Origin of the sequence: Fundidesulfovibrio magnetotacticus (genome assembly GCF_013019105.1) — a bacterium.
GTDB classification, from domain to species: Bacteria; Desulfobacterota; Desulfovibrionia; order Desulfovibrionales; family Desulfovibrionaceae; genus Fundidesulfovibrio; species Fundidesulfovibrio magnetotacticus.
The window spans coordinates 195,807-217,073 of record NZ_BLTE01000002.1; the positions used below are offsets into that span (position 1 = coordinate 195,807).

At 67.8% G+C, this 21,267-nt stretch carries 19 protein-coding genes; 3 read left to right on the forward strand and 16 right to left on the reverse strand.

Annotated features, from left to right (window positions below; translation table 11 throughout):
- Nucleotide 1 precedes the first annotated feature (1 nt).
- The gene (locus tag NNJEOMEG_RS03885; RefSeq protein WP_173081502.1) at nucleotides 2–1,507 is read right to left on the reverse strand and encodes an aminotransferase-like domain-containing protein; all 1,506 of its coding nucleotides are present in this window, start codon (nucleotides 1,505–1,507) and stop codon (nucleotides 2–4) included.
- A 91-nt stretch (nucleotides 1,508–1,598) separates the two neighbouring features.
- Here NNJEOMEG_RS03885 and NNJEOMEG_RS03890 point away from each other — a divergent pair, with 91 nt between their 5' ends.
- The 3 genes from NNJEOMEG_RS03890 (at nucleotide 1,599) to NNJEOMEG_RS03900 (ending at nucleotide 6,252) form a co-directional block, all read left to right on the forward strand.
- Nucleotides 1,599–1,952 carry a DUF2917 domain-containing protein gene (locus NNJEOMEG_RS03890; RefSeq protein ID WP_173081504.1) on the forward strand — a complete coding sequence of 118 codons (354 nt, stop codon included), beginning with the start codon at nucleotides 1,599–1,601 and terminating at the stop codon, nucleotides 1,950–1,952.
- Nucleotides 1,953–2,215: 263 nt separating this feature from the next.
- Nucleotides 2,216–3,247, forward strand: a complete 1,032-nt coding sequence (locus tag NNJEOMEG_RS03895; protein ID WP_173081506.1) for a GGDEF domain-containing protein — start codon at nucleotides 2,216–2,218, stop codon at nucleotides 3,245–3,247.
- A gap of 119 nt (nucleotides 3,248–3,366) precedes the next feature.
- Nucleotides 3,367–6,252, forward strand: coding sequence for an FAD-dependent oxidoreductase (locus NNJEOMEG_RS03900; RefSeq protein ID WP_173081508.1), 2,886 nt, complete (start codon nucleotides 3,367–3,369; stop codon nucleotides 6,250–6,252).
- An 86-nt stretch (nucleotides 6,253–6,338) separates the two neighbouring features.
- Here the strand turns inward: NNJEOMEG_RS03900 and NNJEOMEG_RS03905 are convergent, their stop codons facing one another.
- The 15 genes from NNJEOMEG_RS03905 to NNJEOMEG_RS03975 form a co-directional block, all read right to left on the reverse strand.
- Nucleotides 6,339–6,947: a class I SAM-dependent methyltransferase gene (locus NNJEOMEG_RS03905; RefSeq protein WP_173081510.1), complete on the reverse strand. Its 609-nt coding sequence runs from the start codon at nucleotides 6,945–6,947 to the stop codon at nucleotides 6,339–6,341.
- Between the two features lie 10 nt (nucleotides 6,948–6,957).
- On the reverse strand, nucleotides 6,958–8,004 hold the full coding sequence (locus NNJEOMEG_RS03910; RefSeq protein WP_173081513.1) for a bifunctional glycosyltransferase family 2/GtrA family protein: 1,047 nt from the start codon (nucleotides 8,002–8,004) through the stop codon (nucleotides 6,958–6,960).
- A 28-nt stretch (nucleotides 8,005–8,032) separates the two neighbouring features.
- Complete coding sequence (locus NNJEOMEG_RS03915) at nucleotides 8,033–9,616, reverse strand: putative hexosyltransferase (RefSeq protein WP_173081515.1); 1,584 nt, start codon at nucleotides 9,614–9,616, stop codon at nucleotides 8,033–8,035.
- A gap of 68 nt (nucleotides 9,617–9,684) precedes the next feature.
- Nucleotides 9,685–10,386, reverse strand: a complete 702-nt coding sequence (locus tag NNJEOMEG_RS03920; protein ID WP_173081517.1) for an ABC transporter ATP-binding protein — start codon at nucleotides 10,384–10,386, stop codon at nucleotides 9,685–9,687.
- A complete protein-coding gene (locus NNJEOMEG_RS03925) occupies nucleotides 10,379–11,152 on the reverse strand; it encodes an ABC transporter ATP-binding protein (RefSeq protein ID WP_173081519.1) in 774 nt (257 codons plus the stop codon). The genes NNJEOMEG_RS03920 and NNJEOMEG_RS03925 overlap by 8 nt, the downstream gene beginning before the upstream one ends.
- Nucleotides 11,149–12,021 (reverse strand): branched-chain amino acid ABC transporter permease, encoded by an 873-nt coding sequence (locus tag NNJEOMEG_RS03930; protein WP_173081520.1) that lies wholly within the window; start codon nucleotides 12,019–12,021, stop codon nucleotides 11,149–11,151. Before NNJEOMEG_RS03930 ends, NNJEOMEG_RS03925 begins: the two co-directional genes overlap by 4 nt.
- Before the next feature lie 3 nt (nucleotides 12,022–12,024).
- A complete protein-coding gene (locus NNJEOMEG_RS03935; protein WP_173081521.1) occupies nucleotides 12,025–12,975 on the reverse strand; it encodes a branched-chain amino acid ABC transporter permease in 951 nt (316 codons plus the stop codon).
- Between the two features lie 88 nt (nucleotides 12,976–13,063).
- Entirely contained in the window at nucleotides 13,064–14,236 is a 1,173-nt protein-coding gene (locus tag NNJEOMEG_RS03940) for an ABC transporter substrate-binding protein (RefSeq protein ID WP_173081522.1), read from the reverse strand.
- Nucleotides 14,237–14,407: 171 nt separating this feature from the next.
- Nucleotides 14,408–14,548: a sulfate respiration complex protein HmcD gene (gene hmcD, locus NNJEOMEG_RS03945; RefSeq protein WP_173081523.1), complete on the reverse strand. Its 141-nt coding sequence runs from the start codon at nucleotides 14,546–14,548 to the stop codon at nucleotides 14,408–14,410.
- Between the two features lie 10 nt (nucleotides 14,549–14,558).
- Entirely contained in the window at nucleotides 14,559–15,725 is a 1,167-nt protein-coding gene (gene hmcC, locus NNJEOMEG_RS03950) for a sulfate respiration complex protein HmcC (protein WP_173081691.1), read from the reverse strand.
- A gap of 87 nt (nucleotides 15,726–15,812) precedes the next feature.
- Nucleotides 15,813–16,778, reverse strand: coding sequence for a sulfate respiration complex iron-sulfur protein HmcB (gene hmcB / locus NNJEOMEG_RS03955; RefSeq protein ID WP_173081524.1), 966 nt, complete (start codon nucleotides 16,776–16,778; stop codon nucleotides 15,813–15,815).
- 10 nt (nucleotides 16,779–16,788) lie between these two features.
- Nucleotides 16,789–17,637, reverse strand: a complete 849-nt coding sequence (locus NNJEOMEG_RS03960) for a cytochrome c3 family protein (protein WP_173081525.1) — start codon at nucleotides 17,635–17,637, stop codon at nucleotides 16,789–16,791.
- An 841-nt stretch (nucleotides 17,638–18,478) separates the two neighbouring features.
- On the reverse strand, nucleotides 18,479–18,886 hold the full coding sequence (locus NNJEOMEG_RS03965; RefSeq protein WP_173081527.1) for a cytochrome c3 family protein: 408 nt from the start codon (nucleotides 18,884–18,886) through the stop codon (nucleotides 18,479–18,481).
- Nucleotides 18,886–20,184: a (Fe-S)-binding protein gene (locus tag NNJEOMEG_RS03970; protein ID WP_173081529.1), complete on the reverse strand. Its 1,299-nt coding sequence runs from the start codon at nucleotides 20,182–20,184 to the stop codon at nucleotides 18,886–18,888. Before NNJEOMEG_RS03970 ends, NNJEOMEG_RS03965 begins: the two co-directional genes overlap by 1 nt.
- A 10-nt stretch (nucleotides 20,185–20,194) precedes the next feature.
- Complete coding sequence (locus tag NNJEOMEG_RS03975; RefSeq protein WP_173081531.1) at nucleotides 20,195–20,845, reverse strand: hypothetical protein; 651 nt, start codon at nucleotides 20,843–20,845, stop codon at nucleotides 20,195–20,197.
- Nucleotides 20,846–21,267 lie beyond the last annotated feature (422 nt).

Below are 21,267 nucleotides of genomic sequence, written 5' to 3' on the forward strand. Positions count from 1 at the left end.
TTCACGAATCCTTAAGCAGGGCTTCAGGCATTGCGATTGGATCGTTTTCCCAGGGTTCGCTAGCAGGGGTTTCATGTCCTGCGTCGGAAAGTTCCCAGGCGATGCGTCCCAGCGTCTTCACGGCGGCCTCCAGCTCCGGCCCCTGGCGCACGCCCGCCGAGAGGCGCACGAAGCGCCGGAAGCAGCCCTGGGAGGAGAAGAGCGCCCCGGGCGCGGCGCTGATGCCCGCGTCCATGGCCAGGCGCATGAACTCCACGCCGTCCCCGCCGCCGGGCAGTTCCACCCAGCAGACCGTGCCGCCCGAGGGCCGGGTGGCGCGCGTGCCGGGCGGGAAGTGGCGCTCGATGAGCCCCAGCATGTTGTCCATCATGGATTTGAGCGCCGGGCGCAGGCGCTTGAGGTGGCGGTGCATCAGGCCCTGTCGCAGGAACTCGGCCACGGCCATCTGGGTGGGGGTGGCGGTGGCCACGCTCACGGTGGCCTTGATCTCCAGGGCCTTGTCCAGGAACCGGCCGGGCATGAGCCAGCCCACGCGGTAGCCCGGGGAGAGGCTTTTGGAGAACGAGGAGCAGTGGAGCACCAGGCCCTCTCGGTCGTAGCTCTTGCAGCAGCGGGGGCGCTCGGGGCCGTGGTGCAGGTCGCCGTAGACGTCGTCCTCGATGAGGGGCGTGCCCGTGCGGGCGAGGATCTCCACGATCTCGGCCTTGGCCGGGTCCGGGGTGAGCGCGCCGTCGGGATTGTTGAAGTTGGGGGTGAGCACGCAGGCCGCCACGCGGAAGCGCTCCGTGATCAGGGCCAGGTCGGCCGGTCGCACGCCCTCGCCGGGGCGCGAGGGCACCTCGATGACCCGCAGGCCCAGATTCTCCAGGAGCTGGAGGAAGCAGTAGTAGGTGGGCGAGGCGATGGCCACGGTGTCGCCCGGGCGCGTCACGGAGCGCAGGGCCACGTGCAGGGCCTCCATGGCCCCGTTGGTGACCACCACCCCCGAGGGGCCGCACTCGATGCCCGCGTCCAGGCAGTGGGAGGCGATCTGCACCCGCAAGGACTCCAGGCCCGGCACGGGGCCGTAGTAGCCGGTGCGCTCGCCTTCGTCGCGCAGGGTCTGGGCCAGCATGCGGTTGAGTTGCGCCAGGGGGAGCAGGGCCTCGTCGGTGCGGGCCACGCCCAGGGGCACCAGGTCGCGCCGGGCCATGTTCTCCAGGAGCTTCCCGATGAGCCGGGCGCGGTTGAGCGTCTCGGGGAACTCGTCCGGGCAGGACTTCACCCGGGGCAAGGGCAGGCGCTTCTGCCGGGCGCGCACGAAATACCCCGACTTGGGGCGGGCCTCCAGCACGCCTTCGCTCTCCAGCTGGCCATAGGCCAGAAGCACCGTGGAGAGGCTCACGCGCATGCGCTGGGCCAGGCGACGCAGGGAGGGCGCCTTGTCGCCGGGCTTGAGCCCGCCGGACTCGATCTGCTCCAGCACGCTCTGACGCACGGTCTCGTAGCGGTAGGACTCGGGCTGCACCTGATCTGCTCCGGTCGAAATTCGTTTGATCTGTGTCTGTTCCGGTAACAGTTATTCTGGTTGACGAAAAGCGAAAACAAGGAGGCATCCCATGGCATACGAATCCACCCCCCGCAACTGGCCCTGCGAGTCCCGCGGCCTGGCCGACGACGCGCGCGACGCCCTGTTTCCCAACGCGTTCTCGGCCTTCGTCCAGCGCCTGCTCTTCGCCTTGACCCCGCGCGGGCGCGCAGTGGTGACGCTCGCGCCGGGCCAGACCGCCGTGCTGGAGGGCCAGCGCCTGGCGCGCGTGGCCTGCCTGGAAGGACAGGCTTGGGTGACCAACCCCGACATCGGGCGCGACGTGCTGCTCAAGGGCGGCGAGATCGTGGAGTCCCAGGGCGGGGCGTCCATGGCCGTCACGGCGGTGCGCGGCCCCTCGCGGGTGAGCCTGGGCTGGAAGTAGCGGCGCGTCCGGGCGGGCAAGCCCCAAGCCCGCCCGGACGGCGCGGGCGGCCGCCGCGTCGCGAGTCCGCCCGGGCGCAAGCCGCGCCTCCCGCACTGGCTGGCGCGGCCGGTCGCTGCCCCTCACGGGAGCCTCCCAGGCGCCGCCCGCAGGCGGGAGCATACACCCCGCGCCAGCCTCGCACCGCGCAGGCTGGCGGATCAATGACTCGGCGCCCCACGCGGGGGCTTGGCAAGGCCGTTGCTATGGGCTATCGGATAGGCATGAAGTCCCATGCGCCTGTCAATCCTGAAGGGAAACGCTGTTTCGACGGCATCTGCGAGACGCTGGACCGCCTGGGGGTGCCCCGCAACTCCAAGTGGCGGGCGCTCATCCTGTTCATGCGCTCCATCCGCGACTACGACATCTACACTCCCGAGCAGAAGCGCCAGATCCAGGCCCTGGTCGTCCAGGTGCTCAAGGAGGGCGACCTCACGGAAACGCGCTTCGACGACATTTCCCGCAAAACCGAGGCCATCCTCTCCGCGCCCTGGCGCACCAAGCTCCAGAACGCCCTGAACGACCTCTCCCGCGCCATCGGGGATTCCCGGGGCATCATCCTCAAGCGCAAAGGCGACATCGAATCCCTGGGCCAGGAAACCGTGGAGAACGTGCAGAGCGGCAAGGACCTGGACGCCCTCCTGGAAGACATCCGCAAGGGTTTCACCGACGTGGTCCGCTACATGGAGCAGGACGCGGAGAACCTGGCCAGGCTCTCTTTCACCGACGCCCTCACGGGTCTGGCAAACCGCCGCGCCTTCGAGGACGCCCTGGCCAAGGCCGTGGCCGGGGCCCGCGCCCGCAAGACCCCCCTGTGCGTGCTCATGGTCGACGTGGACCACTTCAAGGCCTTCAACGACCTCCACGGCCACCTCATCGGCGACCAGGCCCTCAACGCCGTGGCCTCCGTGATCCGCGACTGCCAGAAACAGGTCGAGGAACGCGGCGGCAAGGTCCTGAGCGCCCGCTACGGCGGCGAGGAGTTCACCGTCATCGCCCAGGACATGGCCCTCAAGCAGGCCGTCGCGCTGGCCGAGCACATCCGCCACCGCATCGAGACCTACAACTTCATCATCCGCGACGTGGACGGCGAAATCCTCAACTCCGGCATCACCCTCACCGTGAGCCTGGGCGTGGCCTGCCTCGACGACGCCTGGAAGGACTCCCTGGAACAACGCCTGATCAACGCCGCCGACGAGGCCATGTACCAGGCCAAACTCGCCGGTCGCAACAAAGTGTTCTCCAAAGGAGACTGACGCCCACCCGGCAAACCGCCGCCGGTTCCTCCCCCCGGCCCGGACGCCTCGCCTGCCAGGCCTTTCGCCGCCAATCCCAACCGCCCGGGAACGCCCCCCGGGCCGCCCGGAGACTCCCCATGCCTTCCCCCGACCACCCCGTTGCCGAGGACTTCGCCTCGTTGGCGCGCATGGCCGCGCACGACCCCGCCATGACCCTCCAATCAATCAAGCGGAGCGACCAGCGCGACCTCGCGCTCCCCTGCTGGCCCGTCTGGCTCGCATGGAGCGCCCAGCGCGGAAGGCAGGGCATCCTGGTTGCCGACGCCCGCGAGGCCTGCCCCACGGGACTGCTCCCCGAACTGGCCGCGCGCGAACACCCCCAACGCCTGGCCCGGGGCCTGGCACTGGCCGCACTGGCCCTGGGCCGCCAGCGCCTGCACCTGATCGTCTCCCCCGGCCGCGAGGGCCTGGCTGGCATTGTACGGCAGGCCCTGGACGCCCTGGCCGCCTCACTCGCCGACCCCGGCGCGGCCCCCGGCATCGTCCTGGAGACCCACGTGGAGCCGCCCTCCCCCGACGTGCCGCCCATGGCCCTGAACCCCGATGCCTTCTCCCTCTCGCTGGCCGCCTGGACGCGCCTGCCCCTGGCCCTGGCCGGGCAGGCGGCGGGCATTCCCCTGGAGCACGGCGGCAGGCTCGTTGAACTCCCCGAAGGCGCGGACCTGCGCCAGGCCCTGGGCCTGGAAGGCCTGGCGGTCCTGGACGAAGGCCTCTCGGGCTTCGCCGCGCCGGACACGCCCCTTATCCTGGACCCCGAGGACCTGGCCGCCCGGGGGCTCGCACCCGCGCCCCACGGCGCGCGCGCCCTGGCCAAGGGCGAATGTCCCGTGGACCTGACCCGCCAGGCCCTCTACCAGCACTGGCGGCGCTCCGCCGTGCGCGAAGGCCACCCTCACCGCGTGCTCCTGGCGCGCTGCGCCCGCCTGGCCGCCCTGCTCTCCCTGGGCCGGGGCGGACGCGAGGAGCTCGAAGAGCTCACCCAGTGCGCGAAGCTCCTGGACGACGCCGGGCTCAAGGCCGCGCACACCCTTGGCTCGGCCCTGGCGGCCTTTCCGGAACAGTGGCAGGCCCACGCCGCCGGGCGCTGCGAAACCGGGGCCTGTCAGGCCCGCCGCGTGGCCCCCTGCCAGGAGCGCTGCCCAGCGGGCATCGACATCCCCAGCTTCCTCTCGCTCACCGGGCGCGGCGAACACGCCAAGGCCGCCGCAGTCATGGTGCAGGACAACCCCCTGCCCTACTCCTGCGGGCTCATCTGCCCCGCGCCCTGCGAAAAGGTCTGCCTGCGCGGCAAGGTGGACAAGCCCATCCACATCCGGGCCATGAAGGCCGTTTCGGCACGCGCCCTCTTCGCCCAGGACAAGGACTACCCCGTGACCACCGCCCCCGCCCCCTCTGGCAGGCGCGTGGCCGTGGTGGGCGGAGGCCCCGCCGGTCTGGCCTGCGCCTCGTTCCTGGCCCGCGCGGGGCACGCCGTCACCATTCTGGAGGCCATGCCCAAGCTCGGCGGCATGATGCGCTACGGCATCCCCGAATACCGCCTGCCCAAGGCCATCCTGGACCGCGAGATCGCCACCGTGACCGGCCTGGGCGTCGAGGTGGCCACCGGCAAGGCCCTGGGGCGCGATTTCACCCTGGCCGAACTGGAGGCCCAGGGCTTCCACGCGGTGTTCCTGGCCCTGGGAGCCTGGTCCAGCCGCGCCCTGGGGCTCGACGGCGAGCGCCTGCTCACGGGCGTGGTCTCTGGCACGGAATTCCTGGTGGAGCTGGGCCTGGGCCGCAAGCCTGCCATCGGACGCAAGGTCGTGGTGGTGGGCGGCGGCAACACGGCCATGGACTGCGCCCGCACCGCCGTGCGCCTGGGCGCCGAGGAGGTGCGCGTGGTCTACCGCCGCTCCCGCACCGAGATGCCCGCCGCCGTGGAGGAGGTGGAAGAGGCCGAGCACGAGGGCGTGCACTTCACCTTCCTGGCCGCCCCCACGCGGCTCGTGGGCGAAGGCGGCAGGCTCGCGGGCATGGAGGTGGTCACCATGGCCCTGGGCGAGCCCGACGCCTCGGGCCGCCGCCGCCCCGAACCCAAGCCCGGCAGCGAGCGCGTGATCGCCTGCGACATGATCATCTCGGCCATCGGCCAGTTTTGCGACGAGTCCTTCACCAGGGGCTCCGACGGCACCCTGGGCGACGTGTGCCTCACCAAGTGGAAGACCATCCAGATCGACCCCGTCTCCCTGGCCACGGACCGCCCCGGCGTCTACGCAGGCGGCGACGCGGCCCAGGGACCGGCCACCGTGGTGGAGGCCATCCGCGACGGCAAACGCGCCGCCCTGGCCATCGACGCCCATCTGGAAGGCCGGGCCTTCGATCCCTCCCTGGCCCTGCCCAAGCCCCGGCTGGAACGCGAGATCGTCTGTTCGCCGCGCGGCTGCGGCTGGGCCGAACACGACCGCCCGGAGATCCCCATGATCCCGGTGAGCGCCCGCCAGGGCAACTTCGAGCTGGTGGAGCTGGGCCTGGACCAGGAGATGGCCGTCACCGAGTCTCGCCGCTGCCTGCGCTGCGACGTGTGCATAGGCTGCGGCCTGTGCCAGCTGGTCTGCTCCGAGGCCGGTGGCGACGCCCTGCGCTTCAAGGAGGTGGGTGGCCGCCTGGTCTTCGAGGACTTCGACCGGCCCACGGACAAGTGCGTGGGCTGCGGGGCCTGCACGCGCATCTGCCCCACCGGAGCCATGAGCCTGGTGCTTGGCAAGGGCGAGACGGCCATCGCCTTCACTGGCCACTCCATTAGCGAGCACGCCACGCCCAGCTGCCCCGAGTGCGGCGCGCCCCTGCCCGCCGGGGAATACCTGGAGCACCTGCGCCAGCGCCTGGGCGGCCAGGCCGACAGCGCCCGTCTGACCCTGGAGCTGTGCCCCGAATGCGCACACAAGAAGCGCGGCGCCAGCTTCGTGGCCTCCTTGCTGCGCTGAACGCGGCCTTCGCGCATGGACGAAACAGCCCCGGCGAGCGACGCTCGCCGGGGCTTTTGCGTGCAGCAGGCCAAGGACCGCCCCGGTCAGCGGCCCGTGGCCACCAGGGATACGAAGTTGGAGAGCGCGGCAGGCATGGGAACGCTGGAGCACTTGCCCCAAAGGGTGAACCACGTGCGGGCGTGCACGATGCGCAGGTGCTGCCCGATGATCCGCTTCCACTCTTCCAGCGGCCGGTAGAAATGGTATTTGTCGCGGCAGAAGGGCGGATCGCGGAACGGAAAGCGCAGGAAGACGATCCCGCCGGGGGAGAGGAAGGACGCCAGCCGCGCCAGCACCGGCGCCGGGTCCTCGAAGTGCTCGATGACGTTGAACATGGTCACCACGTCGAAGGTCCCCGGGTAGGGAACGTCCTGGGCCGCGAAATCCCGGACCTCGAAGCGGATGCTGCCGCCATGCTCGGCGCGGGCGCGCTCCACGGCGTCGGGGGAGACGTCCAGTCCGTAGCGCTCGTAGGCGTCGCCCGCCGCGGCCAGGAAGTGGCCGAAGGCGCAACCGATGTCCAGGAGCCGTCCGCGCGGCTTGAACCGGGCCAGGGTGGCCAGCTCATCGCGCCAGAAGAACGGATGGCGCAGGATGTCGTAGCTCAGCACATAGCCCGAATTTTTGCCCCGATAGTAGTCTTTGTCGTACATGATTGCCCCGTCAGGCGTTGTCCCTGTCCTCGCCGAACACCAGCAGGCGTTGCACGGCGAAGCTTGTGAAGAAGCCGAACAGCTCGGCCAGGGGTTTCACCAGGGCCGGGCTCAGGCCGTAATAGCCGGTGAAGAGCACCATGAGGCTCGTGGTGACCAGCAGCACGACGCCCGCCGTCACGAGGTACGCAACGTATTCGCGCATGAAAGGCCGGTCGCTCTTGAATACGTAGTACTTGTTCAGCACGAAGTTGCCCAGCGACGTGAAGGCGCGCAGCACCACGTGGAGCACCACCGGATCGGGTCGGAACACGGCAAGAAGGATCACGTAGAGCAGATAGTCTCCAAGGAAGGACACCAGCGAAACGGAGAGAAAGCGCGTGAAGACGAAGTAGACCTTGAACGAGTCCAACAGCGGATTGAAATGGGATGACGCGTTGCCTTCAAGGTAGACGGTGCTGATGGGGGTCTCCACCAATTCGATCTTGCCTTCCACGGCGCGCACAAGCATCTCCAGCTCGAAATCGTAGCGTGTGGCGGCGATGCGCAGAAGCGGCGCCAGCAACGCGCGCGGTATGCCGCGCAGGCCCGTCTGGGTGTCCGAGACGCTCCGGCCCGTGAGGAAGGCGAAGATGCGCCGTGTGCACTCGTTGCCGAAGCGGCTGCGCAGGGGAACGTCGCCCGAGAACGCGCGGACCCCCAGCACAAGGGCGTCGGGGTGCTCAAGGAGCGAGCGCCCCACGGCCAGTGCGTCCGCCGTCAGGTGCTGGCCGTCGGCGTCCAGGGTGACCACACCCGCGCAATGGGGGTGGTTGCAGAGCACGTGGTTGAAGCCCGTCTTGAGGGCCGCGCCCTTCCCAAGGTTCACCGCGTGGCGCAGGAGCGTAACGCCGGGCAGGGCCGCCAGGGCGTCAAAGATGGCGGAGCTCTCCGGCCCGCTGCCGTCGTCCACCGCCACCACCTCGCCGAAGAGTCCGGAAGCCGCCAGCTCGGAAGCGATGCGCACCACCTCGGGGCTGGGCTTGTAGGCGGGTATCAGAGCGATCAGTTGAGGCATGGAGTTCTCCGTGCGTCCGGCGTGGCGGTCACGGCGCGGCGAGGCGTGCGGGGACGCTTTCCCGACGGTAGACCCCGAAGGGCGTGTGCAGCCCGAAGAGGTGGTAGTCGCAGACGCGTGTAAAGGTGTTCCCCGCGTTGTCGCGCAGCTCCTGGGCCTTGGCGGCCTCGGCCCATCCCTGGTGCTGCGGGAAATAGGCGGTGCTCTCCGGAACGAGCAGGAAATCGAGCGCCGCGTTGCGCGTGCCCTGCCGGAATGCTTCGTAGGAGGCGGGCAGCAACACGGCCCGCGCGCCCAGGATGGCGGAAGCGCGAAACGCCTCCTGGAGCGACGGACACCCCACCACGGCCCCGGCCGGCACGGCCAGCGGTCCGGCGGAGCAGGCCATGTCGGACTGGCGGAACTTGCGGGCCACGTCGGCAGGGGGATAGGGCAGCACAGCCAGGGCCAGCAGCCCCGCCACAGCCAGCCAGGCGCCCCCCGCCAACCAGGGCGCGGCGGCGCGGCCGGGCGACCCCTGCGGGCCGAAGGCCATGTCGCGCGCGGCCAGGAGCGCGGCCAGCAGTGCGAAGGGCATGCCGTAGATGAAATAGCGCGGCGCCTGCCCGTCCGTCATGCTGAGCGACATGACGAACCACCCGAAGAAGGCCATGCCCGCCACGCAGAGCGCGAAGCGGGACAGCCTGCGCGTGGCGTCCAGGAGCCTGCGCGAGAAGAGCGCCGCGCCCAGGAAGGCCGCCACCACGGCCAGCCCGTGGAGCATGGGCTCGTTCCAGACCATGGCGATGGTGCGCGGCAGGGCGGTCTTGGCCAGAGCCACGTCGATGGACGCGAAAAACGTCCGTGCATAGAATCCTGTGCTGGAACCCTTGGGTTCCAGCTGGAAAAACAGTCCGAAGAGGGCGTTCTCCAGGAGCATGACGGCCGCGAACACGCCAAGATAGAGCGCCACGGAGCGTTTGGACGCCCGCGCGTCCAGCAGCGGCACGAAGGGCAGCACCTGGATGGCCTGGGCGCGGAAGAGAAACCCGACGCCCATGGCCGGACCGGCCCACGCCACCCCCCTGCGCACGGCCAGAAAGGCAGCCGCGCAGACCATGGCCATGAGGTATGGGTCCGAGAGGGGGCGCACCATGGTGAGCCCGTAAAGCCGGAAAGGCCAGGCCAGGTTAAGCGTGGCCAGCACCAGCGCCGAGGCCGTCGGCCCGCAGTGCAGGCGCGCCAGCAACCAGAAGAGGCCGTTGGCCGCCAGGAGCACGGCGCAGGACAGCAGGGCCATGGACGAGGGCTGCCGGTCCGGGGCCAGGGTGACGGAATAGAGCCCCAGCGTGAGCTGAAAGAGCTTGTTGGGGTAGCCCGTGAACCTGCCCGCGCTGCCCGGCCGGTCCAGATCCTCCACGGCCACGGGCATGTCGGGCTCCGCGCCCTGGAGCACGAAGGCCATGCCCCCGGCCATGTAGGAGCTGAAGTCCTGGTAGTCGTGCACGCCGTGGATGCCCAGGGCCATCCAGGCCCCCGCCGCGCTAAGGGCCAGGACCAGGAGCGCCTCGGACAGGAGGCCCAGGGTCCGGCGTCCCAGTGAACGTGCGTCGTGGTGGAGCATTGCGGTCATCCCGTCATCCTCCTCCGAGGGAGAGCGCGTGGTCGCGGCGCAAGGGGGGCGAGAGCTTCACGGCCGGATCAGCCCAGGTAGGCCTTGCGCACTCGCTGGTCGCCCGCGAGTTCCTTGGCGTCGCCGTGGGCCACGATGGAACCTGCCTCCAGCACGTAGGCGCGGTGCGCGGTCTTCATGGCCAGGTGGGCGTTCTGCTCCACCAGGAGGATGGTCACGCCCTGGGCGTTGAGGCCCTGGATGATCTCGAAGATCTCGCGCACGATGATGGGCGCGAGCCCCAGGCTGGGCTCGTCCATGAGCAGGAGCTTCGGCCGCGACATCATGGCCCTGGCGATGGCCAGCATCTGCTGCTCGCCGCCCGAGAGGGTCCCCGCAAGCTGGGAGGCGCGTTCGCGCAGGCGCGGGAAAAGCTGGAAGGCCTTTTCCAGGTCCTCCTGAACGGCGTCCTTGTCCGTGCGCACGTAGGCCCCGAGGATCAGGTTGTCGCGCACGCTCTGGCGGGCCAGCACCTGCCTGCCCTCCGGGCAGTGGCTCATGCCCAGGCGCACCAGGCGGTCGGGCGTGAGCCCGGCGAGGTCGCGCCCCTCGAAGCGCACAACGCCCGAGCGGGGTGAGATCATGCGCGAGACCGCGCGCAGGATGGTGGTCTTGCCCGCCCCGTTGGCTCCGATGAGCGTGACGATCTCGCCCTGCTCCACGCGCAGGGAGGCCCCGCGCACGGCCTGCACCGCGCCGTAGCAGAGGGTGACGTCGTCGAGTTCAAGCATCGTCGGACTCCCCCAGGTAGGCCTCGATCACGGCCGGGTCGGCCTGCACGGCGTCGGGCGCGCCCACCGCGATGAGCTCCCCGAAGTTGAGCACCGCCACCGACCGGCACAGCCCCATCACCATGGGCACGTTGTGCTCGATGAAGAGCACCGTGAGCCCGAAGCGGTCGCGGATGTCCAGGATGAAGCGGGAGAGGTCCTGCTTTTCGGAAGGGTTCAGCCCGGCGGCGGGCTCGTCCAGGAGCAAAAGCTTGGGCGAGAGGGCCAGGGCGCGGGCGATCTCCAGGCGGCGGCGCTCCCCGTAGGAGAGGCTGCCCGCCTGGGCGTCCATGCGCCCGGCGAGGCCCGCGTACGCCACCAGCTCGCGGGCGCGCTCAAGGGCCCTGGCCTCGTGGGCGCGTGAGCCGCGCGAGCCGAAGAGGCCGCCCCAGAAGGAGGCGTCGGACGTGGCGTGCAGGGGCACGCGCACGTTGTCGAGCACCGAAAGCCCCGCGAAGAGCCGGATGTTCTGGAAGGTGCGCGCCATGCCCAGGCGCGCCACCTGGGCCGGGTCGGCCCCGGTGATGTCCCGGCCCTGGAAGCGCACGGTCCCGGCGCTGGGCCTGGTGAGCCCGGTGAGCATGTTGAAGAGGGTGGTCTTGCCCGCCCCGTTGGGGCCGATCAGCCCGAAAATCTCACCCTCCTGCACGGTGAAGCCCACGCCCATCACGGCCATGAGTCCGCCGAAGCTCTTGGAGAGCCCCTGCACTTCCAACACGGCGCTCATTTGTCCCTCCCGGACAGAAGGCCCGCGATGCCCCGGGGCATGTAGACGCAGGCCAGCACGAGCACCACGCCGTTCAGGATCATGCGCGAATCCTTCAGGGGCCGCAGGATCTCCGGCAGGCTCACCAGCAGGGCCGCCCCCAGGAGCGCCCCCCACTTGGAGCGCGAGCCGCCGATGAGCACATAGGCCAGGCAGGCCACGGCGGCGTCGAAGGTGCCCTGGCGCACGTTCCAGGTGTTCAGGAAGGGCGCGCTCATGGCTCCGGTGACGCCCGCCAAGGCGCACCCGGTGACGAAGGCCTGCACCTTGCGGAAGGTCACGTCCACGCCCATGGCCCGGGCGGCCAGCTCGTCCTCGCGGATGGAGAAGAAGAGCCTGCCCGCGCCGGAGCGCTCCAGGCGGTGGATGAGCGCCAGCGTGAGCAGAAGCAGCGGCCCGAAGAACCAGATGTAGGCCAGGCGCGACTCGAACGGCTGCGGGATGCCGAAGATGCCCACGGCCCCGCCCGTGACGGGCATGTTCAGGGCCGCCACGCCCACCACCTGCACGAAGGCGATGGTGGCCAGGGCCAGGTAGATGCCGCGCAGGCGCAGGGCCGGATAGCCCAGGGCCACGCCCAGCGCCACCGAGAGCGCCAGGGCCGCCAGCCACTGCACGGGGTAGATCATGAAGCCCAGGGCGTCGCGCAGGGGGGCCAGCGCCGGGTGCGTGCCCATGACGGCGGCCACGTAGCCGCCCAGGGCGTAGAAGCCGATGCTGGCCAGGGAGAGCTGCCCGGCCATGAGCGGGAAATAGAGCGAAAGCCCCAGGAGGGCCTGCTGCACCACCGCGACGAAGAGAAAGCCGTAACGCGCGACGAATTCTTCCATGGCCTAGACCTTCTGCTCCACATGCGCGCCCAGGAGGCCCTGGGGCCGCACGAGCAACACGGCGAAGAGGAGCACGTAGGCCACGGCCTCCTTGTAGGAGGACATGTCCGGGGGCAGGAAGGCCTCGGCCAGGCCGATCACCAGTCCGCCCACCACCGCGCCGGGGATGGAGCCCAGGCCGCCCAGCACGATCACCGCCAGGGCCTTGAGCCCGTAGGCCACGCCGAAATACGGCCCCGCCAGCCCGAAGCTCACGCCGATGAGCGTGCCCGAGAGCCCGCCCAGCACCCCGGAGATGAAGAAGGTGCCCAGGATGAAGGTGTCCACGCCGATGCCCAGGAGCGCGGCGGTGTCCGGGTTCTCGGCCGTGGCGCGCAGGGCCTTGCCTTTCACGGTGTAGTGGATGAACCACACCAGGGCCAGGAGCATGACGAGGCTCACGCCGAAGAGAATCACCTGCACGGTGCGCACTGCCACCATCTTGCCGCCCACCTTGAAGATCATGGCCGGGGGCAGCGAGCCGAACACGTCGGGCGGGAAGGAGTAGATCTCCGCCCCGAAGAGGTACTGGATCAGGTTCACCAGGATGAGCGCCACGCCCAGGCTGGAGACCAGGGCCAGCAGGGCGTCGGCCCCTCTGCGGCGCAGGGGGCGGAAGGCCAGGCGCTCCACGGCCATGCCCGCCAGGCCCGAGAGCGCCGCGCCCAGCAGGAGCGCGGGCACGAAGGGCAGCTTGAAGGGCAGGGCCACGCCCGCCAGGAGGCCGTTCAGGCCGAACTGGCCCACGGCCAGCACGTAGGTGAGGTAGGCCCCCAGGGTGAACACCGCGCCGTGGGCGAAGTTGATGATGCCCAGGATGGAGAACACCAGGGTGTAGCCCAGGGCGAACACGGCGTAGACGCTGCCGATGGAGAGCCCGTTGAGGAGATTCTGGAGGAACCAGGCTAAGGACATGATTGTGGGCCGGATGTGCTAGGAGGTTTCGCCTCTCCCGCCGGAGCGGGAAGGGGCCGGGCGAAGCGTCGCCCGGCCCCGGAGCGGACTATTTGTTCACGATCACGTAGGCCCCGGTTTTGCCGTCGGGGTTCATCTTGATCTGGGAGACGAAGAAGGTCTTCTGGTGCACCTCGCCGTCGGCGTCCAGGGCGATTTCGCCCATGGGGGTGAGGAAGGTGGCGTTCTGGAGGTTCTTGTTGAGCAGTTCGCGGACCTCGGCGAGCTCCATGGCGGTGATCTTCTTGCCGGAGTCCTTCTCGACCTTGGCCAGGGCCTCCACCACCACCTGCACCGCGGCGTAGGCCTGGGCGGCGAACTGGGGGGGCATCTTCTTGTAGGCTTCCTGGTACTTTTCCACGAAGAGCTTGTTCACGGCGTTGTCGGCCTGGGCGCTGTAGGCCTGGGCCACCAGGATGCCCTCGCAGAGCGGGCCGCACACGGGGAGCATGTTGGTGGAGTTGAAGCCGTTCCCGCCCACGATGGGGCCCTGGTAGCCCAGCTGGCGGAGCTGCTTCACCAGGTTGCCGCCGTCGGCCGCCAGGCCGGAGATCACCACCATGTCCGCGCCCGCGCCCAGCACGGCCGTGACCTGGGTGGTGAAGTCGGTGTCGGTGGTCTGGAACTTCTGGATGGTGACGGTCTCAAGGCCCAGGTTCTTGATGGCTTCCTGGAAGATGCCGGTCTCCGAGGTGCAGAAGGCGTCGTTCTGGGCGAACATGACGGCCACCTTCTTGATCTTGGGGTCCACGGAGAGCACGTACTTGAGCGAGTTGGGGGCCACGTCGGTCATGGGGGCGGAGACGCGTCCCACGTAAGGCCCGATCTGGGCGATGCCCTTGGCGGTGTTGGAGGGGCCGATGACGGGCACCTTGGCGCGGTCGGCGATGGGGTCGGCGGCGAAGGCCTGCTGGGTCAGGGTGGGGCCGACGATGCCCACCACCTTGGCGGTGATCAGGCTCTGGAAGGCGTTGATGGCCCCGGCTTCGTCGCCGGCGGTGTCCTGGTAGAGGATCTTGAAGGGCGTGCCGTTGACGCCGCCCTTGGCGTTGAGGACGGCCTCGGCGATTTTCGCGCCGTTGACCTGCTCCTCGCCGAACAGGGCCACGTTGCTGGTGGTGGCCACGGCCACGCCGATGGGGATGGGGCTCGCCACGGGCTCGGCCAGCGCGTTGACGGCCAGAGCCAGCAGCAGGGCCAGGAGCGGAAGCACTCTGGTCATGCGGTCCTCCAAACGGTTGATGTTCTCGGAAACACCGGAGAATCCACCCGTTTGACGCATTTTGTCAAGCCGAATCCCGTTGGTCCGCCGCGCGGAACGTTCTGCCCGCGAAACGAAAGGGCCGCGCGGCGTTCGCCGCGCGGCCCAAGGTTGCAGCCCGGGGGCCGGGTTCTAGTGGTGGTTCTTTTCCTTGGGCTCCTTGCCCGTGAGGAACTTCCACCAGCCCACGGCGCAGGCCAGGGCGACGGCCATCAGGATGTAGGCGGCCGCTTTGGCGAAGACCATCTGGTCGTGATAGACGTGGAATTCCATGGAGATGCTCCTAGTGGTGGTCCTTGTAGGCCGGGTGGTCCGAGAAGATGGCCATGTACTTCGAGATGAAGCGGAAGCACAGGATGATCAGGGTGACCACGAACACCGACACGATGATCTCCTGCACCGAGGGGAAGTACCGCTGGTCGGGAGTCAGGTTGATGTTGAAGGCGAACCAGGACACGTTGAAGCGGTTGAACACGATGCCCAGCACCGAGATGGTGGCGGCAGCCTTGATGGTGCCGGTGTTCTTCGAGCGGTAGCCCACGGCGTAGAGGAAGCAGGGCAGCGCGACGAAGCCCAGCATCTCGGCCCACCACATGAGGGCGAACTTGCCGTCGAGCAGGTAGGCCCACTTGTGTTCCCCGGCAATGGGGACCCACTTCATGAAGAAGTAGCCGAAGAGCACGATGGAGCACGCCTTGGCGAACATGAACATGACGCCGTCATGGTCGTTGTTGTACTCGGAGCTCATGCGGCTGTGCATGTAGTGGTGCGAGATGGTGCCCTCGAAGATGACCATGGACATGCCCGCGACCATCGAAGAGATGAAGAACTGCAGGGGCAGGTGCGGGGTGTACCACAGGGGGTGCATCTTGGTGGGCGCGATCAGATAGAGCATGCCCAGCGAGGACTGGTGCATGGTGGAGAGCACGATGCCCATGATGGTCAGGGCGATGGTGGCCTTGTGGATGATGTGGCTGATTTTCTGCCAGCCCACCCAGTCGGTGAAGTTGGGCAGCCACTCGATGGCCAGCACCGTGACGTAGAGCATGACGCACAGGCCCACTTCGAAGAGGACCGAGCTGGTGCCCTGGGAGACGAACACGGGATAGGGCAGCTTCCAGGGCTGGCCCACGTCGTAGAGCAGCGCGTAGACGACGAAGGCATAGCCGAGAAACGCCGTGAGGATGGCGGGTTTCACCGCCGTGCGGAAGCCCTTGATGTTGAAGATCAGGGCGGCGCAGGTGGTGGTGTAGCCGCCGGCGGCCAGCGCGACGCCGCAGAGCAGGTCGAAGCTGATCCAGATGCCCCAGGGGTTGTTGTTGTCGAGGTTGGTCGTCTTGGCCAGGCCGCCGATGAAGAAGCGGTTGATGGTGACGAACACGCCCACCACGAAGATGGCCGAAAGGATGGGGTGCTCCTTGGCGAACTTCAGGTAGGTGACGGGGTTCATGAGACTCTTGATGACGTCCCAGGCCCCGCTCGGCGGCAGAATGACCGGCTCAGCGCCGTGACCGTGATGGCTCATGGTCGGTCTCCTTTACTTTTTGGCCCGTTCGGCGGCGAGGGCCTCGGCCACGGCTTGTTGTTTCTCGTCCTCGGCGCGCTTGTCCTTCCACTTGGTGATCTGCCAGATGCCGCCCAGCAGGACGGGCCAGAGGCAGGCCACCAGGGGCACGAGGCCCAGGGCGCCGGAGGTCAGCTCGGGAGCGGGGGTGTTGCCCACGTTCTCGGGCAGGCCGATCTGGGTGAAGGGCACGCTGGAGATGTAGAGCCAGTTGGTGCCGCCCATCTCGCGTTCGCCGTAGACGTGGGGGATGTAGCGCCCGGGCACCTGGCCGATGCGGGCCCAGGCTTCCTTGATGAGGTCTTCGCGCTTGCCCCACACCAGGGCTTCCATGGGGCAGGAGCTCACGCAGGCCGGGAGCTTGGCCTTGCCCGCCTTGATGTGCGGATGGCACATGTGGCACTTCTGCACGTAGGGGATGAGCTTGTCGTACTCGTAGGCGGGCACGTTCCACGGGCAGGCCACCATGCAGTAGCGGCAGCCCACGCACACGGAGCCGTCGTAGACCACCGCGCCTTCGGGGGTCTTGGTGAAGGCCTTGACGAAGCAGGCCGAGGCGCAGGCCGGCTCCTTGCAGTGGAAGCACTGGGCTTTCTTGTAGACCGGGGTTTTGCCGCCCGCGGCAGCCGGCATGTACTTGTTCACCAGGGTGTACATGGTGGCGTCGGTGCGGGCCTTGTCGTTCATGCCCTTGGTGTCCTCGAAGGACTTGGGGTCCTTCTTGGGCAGGGTGGTCCAGGGCTTGGTGACGTTTTCGGAGTTGATCTGGTTGCAGCCCAGTTCGCACTGGCGGCAGCCGATGCAGCGGCTCGCGTCGAAGAGCACGCCGTAGGAGTTGGGATAGCCGTTGAAGGAGTGCCCGCCTGCCGCGTTGGCCTGTCCGGTCAGGGCAGTGGCCGTGGCCGCGCCGGCGAGTCCCAGGAAGTGTCTGCGATTCATGGGTACCTCGTTATTTCTTGGGCGCGTGACATCCCTTGCAGTCCGTGGCGGCGACGGGCTCCACGCCCATGGCCTTGTGACACTGGATGCACTGGATGTGGTAGGCGGCCATCAGGCCGGGACGTTTGGGCTCGTCGGCCGAATTGGCCTTGCCGTGACAGGTGCCGCACTTGGGGGGAACCATGTCGGCCGGGGTGTTGTGGTGGCAGCCCTGGCAGAGGGTTCCGGCCTCGGAGTGGAAGGCCTTGGCCAGGTCGCCCTTGGCGGCGGCCTTCAGGTAGTCCACATGGGCGGAGTGGTTGAAGGACACGGGCATGTACTTCTTGGAGATGGAGCCGATGTCCACGGTGTCGGGCTGGGCCAGCTTGGCGGGCTGGGCGGCCGGGGCCTTGGGGTCCTTGTGGCAGGTCGCGCAGGAGGCGTCCTTGGGGCCGGGCGCGATGCCCTGGTGGCATCCGGCGCAGTTGGCCTTCTTGGTGGCCTGGAAGTGGCAGCCCACGCAGGAGAACTTGGAGGTGGCGGAGTGCATGGCCTGGGAAAGCTGGACGTTGCCGCCGTCCGGGGAGCCCTGGCTGGTGTGGCACGTGGAGCAGGCTTCCTGCGAGCCCGTGTGGTGGCAGGAATCGCAGTTGGAAACCGCGGCCTCGTGCTTTTGATGGTTGAACACCGCCTTGGACAGGGGACCCTGTCCGGGCTTCCCGCCGATGGCGGTTCCGCTCATGACGATCTGGGGCGATTGCGCCTTGGCCTGCCTGCCCTCGCCCACTTCCAGCCCGGCCAAAAGGGCCGCTGCCAGCGTAAGCGTCAGGGCCAGGAGACAGACTCTGCCCCAGCGTGACCTGGAAACACGTTTCACCATACGCACCCGTCCTTGCCTCTAGGGTTGAACGCCTGAACCCGCGCCATCCGGGACCCCACCCCCCAGGCAACGCGGCGCTGCTGTAAACAGCTGGCCAGAAAACGATTTCCCAGTGGAACTAGAACACATGCAAGAGCTTCGTCAAGAAGTTCGTGAAAGTTGGGACAATGCCGCCAGCCCGCTCCCTCCCTGGCTTCCCGGCCCCTGCCCCTGCGGAGGGCCCGCAAAACCGGACACTTTTGGAGCAGATAATACGTTCGACCACAACATATTCATACCATATTGGTAGTATTGAGCCATGCTCCACAGCGCCCCACCATCAAGGCAAACATGCATTCTTCCAGAGGGTTGCATGCTCGGACGATTGTCCTTGGCTCTCCAAGAGCCCCACGGGATCTGCCCGCAAGCGTTTCAGCCTTCGCCTTCACGACGTCACGGCCAATGCGTCAACCCCATGGCCAGGAAGACACTTTCTCGATCCGGCCCCGCGCAAAGGCCAGCTTCAGCGGAATGGGCGCGCCCATTCGCCGCACGCAGCACCCGGGGTTGAAGCACTCCAAGGCATCCCTGGCGGGTGATCGCCAAGACGCCGCCATGCCTTGCAACCTTTGGTATTCTGCCGTCTGACAGGCTTGCCACCCGACCAGACTCCGCCCAAGAGGTCGGGCCTGCCTGCTGCGGATGCACGTCCGGCTTCACCGCGCAACCGTCCCTCCGAATACGGACGTGCGCTTGTTCCACTCTGGAACAAGCGCACGAAAAGGCCCCGGCTTCCGGTGTCTCAAGTTTCTCCGGAAGCCGGGGCGGCGGGGATGGGGACTTCCCGGCCAAATGCGTCGGTCTACTTCACTTCATGGCACCCGGCGCAGGAGCGCGGTCCGTAACTGAGCTTCTTGTCGGCGGGCATCTTCTCGTGACAGCCCCAGCACTGCTTGTGGTAGGCCTGCTGGAGGCCGATGGAGCTGGTGGGCTTGGCTCCCGCGTGGCAGGAGGCGCAGGCCGTCTCGTCGCCCTCGGTCCAGAGGTTCTTTCCGGGCTGCTTGGGGTCGTACTTGTGGTGGCAGTCGGTGCACTTGAGGCCGTAGCCGGTGTGCTTGTCGTGGTTGTAGACCACCACGCCGCGTTCCTTGGCCTTGTAGGCCTTGGCGTTGTTGATCTTCATGCCGTCGCTCTGGGCCAGGGCGGCCAGGGAGAAGGCGCAGGTCAGGAGAGCCGCGAAGAGCGCGGTGAGCAGTTGGGAGCGGCGCATTATTCAGCTTCCTCCTCGTCTCCGGGTTGCATGTGCGGCGGCAGATCCATGAGTTCGCAGATGAGTTCCTTGAAGCTCATGACCTTGATGCCCAGATCGTATTCCTTGTTGAGGTCGTTGATCTGGTCGGTGCAGTTGTGGCAGGGCACCAGCACGTACTTGCAGCCGGTCTTCTTGATCTGTTCGGCCTTCACCTTGCCCGCCACCATGCGGATCTTCTTGTAGTCGGCGCCCATGGGGATGAAGCCGCCGCCGCCGCAGCAGCAGTGGCTCCACTCGGCGTCGGGCTGCATGGGCACGTAGTTGTCGCAGAGCATCTCCATGAGGCCGTCGCCGTACGCGCCCAGGTCGCCGGAGCGCGAGAGGTTGCACGGGTGCTGGTAGGTCATGGGTTCTTTGAACTTGTGCTTGAGCTTGATGCGGCCTTCTTTCAGGTAGTCGTGGAAGAGCTTCACGGCGTGGGTGACTTCCACGGGGGCCTGTCCATTGGGCTGCTTGGTCCAGTAGGGGCCTTCGTACTTGGCGGCGCGGTAGGCGTGGCCGCACTCGGTGATGCAGATCTTCTTGGCGCGCAGCTTCTGGGCGGCGTCGTAGAGGGTCTGGGTCACCTGCCCGGCCACCTTGAGGTTGCCCGAGAACATGGAGAGGTTGGTGGCTTCCCAGCCGTGGGAGGGCATGGTCCAGTTCTCGCCGGCGGCGTGCATGACCATGGCCGCTTCCTGGATGTCCTGGGGGTAGTACTTGGGCTCGCGGGAGTTCACCACGAACATGATGTTCGCGTCTTCCTTGTCGATGGGGATTTCCAGGTCCTTGAGGCGGTCCTGTCCTTCCTCGGCCATCCACTCGCAGGTCTCGACGAATTCCTCGTCGGGGATCGACATCTGGTTGCCGAACTCCACGTAGGACTGGTCGATGGTCATGAGCCTGTCGGGGCACACGTTCTGGGTGCGCATGCACTGGCGGGCGATGTTGATCATCAGGGCGATCTCGATGCCGAAGGGGCAGTACTGGGAGCAGCGGCGGCACATGGTGCAGCGGCCCCAGGCCACTTCCTTCATCTCCTGGAGCTGCTCGCGGGAGACGTTGCCCTTCTTCTTGATCAGCTCGCCCAGGGTGACCCTGGCCTTGTACTGGGGCATGAACTCGGGCTTGTTGTCGTTGGCCAGGTAGAAGAAGCAGGACTCGGAGCACAGGCCGCAGGACATGCAGGTCTTGAGCCAGGCGCGCAGGCGAGCGGTGTCGTTGCGCTCGATGACCGCCATGATCTCTTCGGCGTTGACGGGCTTTTGATCGGACATATGGCGTCTCCTACCAGGTCTTGGTGCCGCGGCGGGCGAATTCGCTGCCGATGAAGGCGCGCGTCAGGAAGAACAGGAACGCGTGGGCCAGCTTGGTGAAGGGCAGCAGGATGAGCATCATGCAGCCGAAGAGCACATGCAGGAAGAGCATCTGGTCCGGGGGCAGCAGCATCTTGTGGTAGGCAAGAAAGCCCGTCAGGAACGGCAGGAAGGTGACGCACCAGACGAAGTAGTCCTTGGGCTCGGTGACGATCTTCACGTGGGGCAGCACGAAGCGGCGGCCCAGCATGAACAGGGCCGAGGCCAGGAAGAGCAGGGTGAGCACGTCGGTGAGGCCGTCGGGCAGGCTCGGCCAGTGGATGCCCCGGTTGAACTCGAAGGTGACGGCGTGGCCCAGCGCGAAGAGCGGGGTGAGGATAAGGCAGACGTGGAACACGAAGAAGCCCAGGGCCGTGGCCGGGCTTTCGCGCAGGGGGCGCGACCCCAGGGGCATGAGCCAAGCCCACACGGAGGCGCGGGCCGCTCCGGGGTTGTAGTGGTCGTAGAAGACCTTGTCCGTGCGCTTGGACATTTTGTAGAGGCTCATGACCTGCCACAAGCTGCCCACGACGAACACGGCGAAGGCAATCCATACCAATGGACCGTTCACGAATGCGTACATGGCGTCTCCTTTCAAAAGTGATGGGCCTACGTCGCCTTGCCGGACGCCAGGGCGACCGGCCGCCAACTGCTTTCCGCCCCTGCCCGGGACGGATTGTGCACGAATTCACATGGAGTGGATGATGGGGCGCGCGCTGACGTGCCCGCCCGGCCGCCCTGGAGCCTCCCGGCTCCGCGCGTCCGGCGGGTCGTACGCCGCGTTGCGGCAAGCGGACCGCTACGAAAGCGGACCGGTGTCCCCCCACCCCCTCCCGTCTGTCGCGTGCAGGCCCTCACTGCCCTGTGCGTCGCCAGCCGGGGACCCCGGCCCCGAAGCTTCCTGCCCTGGCGCATTGGCTGCGCCGTTGAGGGAGGGCAAGATACTTTGGAACTCAGGTATATGCCGCCTACGCTTCCGGGAACACTCTGTCAAGCCGCCGTTTT

Coding starts and splice junctions, on each gene's coding strand:
- NNJEOMEG_RS03890 (WP_173081504.1), top strand. CDS start 1,599: ATGGCATACGAATCCACCCCCCGCAACTGGCCCTGCGAGTCCCGCGGC.
- NNJEOMEG_RS03895 (WP_173081506.1), top strand. CDS start 2,216: ATGAAGTCCCATGCGCCTGTCAATCCTGAAGGGAAACGCTGTTTCGAC.
- NNJEOMEG_RS03900 (WP_173081508.1), top strand. CDS start 3,367: ATGCCTTCCCCCGACCACCCCGTTGCCGAGGACTTCGCCTCGTTGGCG.
- NNJEOMEG_RS03905 (WP_173081510.1), bottom strand. CDS start 6,947: ATGTACGACAAAGACTACTATCGGGGCAAAAATTCGGGCTATGTGCTG.
- NNJEOMEG_RS03910 (WP_173081513.1), bottom strand. CDS start 8,004: ATGCCTCAACTGATCGCTCTGATACCCGCCTACAAGCCCAGCCCCGAG.
- NNJEOMEG_RS03915 (WP_173081515.1), bottom strand. CDS start 9,616: ATGACCGCAATGCTCCACCACGACGCACGTTCACTGGGACGCCGGACC.
- NNJEOMEG_RS03920 (WP_173081517.1), bottom strand. CDS start 10,386: ATGCTTGAACTCGACGACGTCACCCTCTGCTACGGCGCGGTGCAGGCC.
- NNJEOMEG_RS03925 (WP_173081519.1), bottom strand. CDS start 11,152: ATGAGCGCCGTGTTGGAAGTGCAGGGGCTCTCCAAGAGCTTCGGCGGA.
- NNJEOMEG_RS03930 (WP_173081520.1), bottom strand. CDS start 12,021: ATGGAAGAATTCGTCGCGCGTTACGGCTTTCTCTTCGTCGCGGTGGTG.
- NNJEOMEG_RS03935 (WP_173081521.1), bottom strand. CDS start 12,975: ATGTCCTTAGCCTGGTTCCTCCAGAATCTCCTCAACGGGCTCTCCATC.
- NNJEOMEG_RS03940 (WP_173081522.1), bottom strand. CDS start 14,236: ATGACCAGAGTGCTTCCGCTCCTGGCCCTGCTGCTGGCTCTGGCCGTC.
- hmcD (WP_173081523.1), bottom strand. CDS start 14,548: ATGGAATTCCACGTCTATCACGACCAGATGGTCTTCGCCAAAGCGGCC.
- hmcC (WP_173081691.1), bottom strand. CDS start 15,725: ATGAACCCCGTCACCTACCTGAAGTTCGCCAAGGAGCACCCCATCCTT.
- hmcB (WP_173081524.1), bottom strand. CDS start 16,778: ATGAATCGCAGACACTTCCTGGGACTCGCCGGCGCGGCCACGGCCACT.
- NNJEOMEG_RS03960 (WP_173081525.1), bottom strand. CDS start 17,637: ATGGTGAAACGTGTTTCCAGGTCACGCTGGGGCAGAGTCTGTCTCCTG.
- NNJEOMEG_RS03965 (WP_173081527.1), bottom strand. CDS start 18,886: ATGCGCCGCTCCCAACTGCTCACCGCGCTCTTCGCGGCTCTCCTGACC.
- NNJEOMEG_RS03970 (WP_173081529.1), bottom strand. CDS start 20,184: ATGTCCGATCAAAAGCCCGTCAACGCCGAAGAGATCATGGCGGTCATC.
- NNJEOMEG_RS03975 (WP_173081531.1), bottom strand. CDS start 20,845: ATGTACGCATTCGTGAACGGTCCATTGGTATGGATTGCCTTCGCCGTG.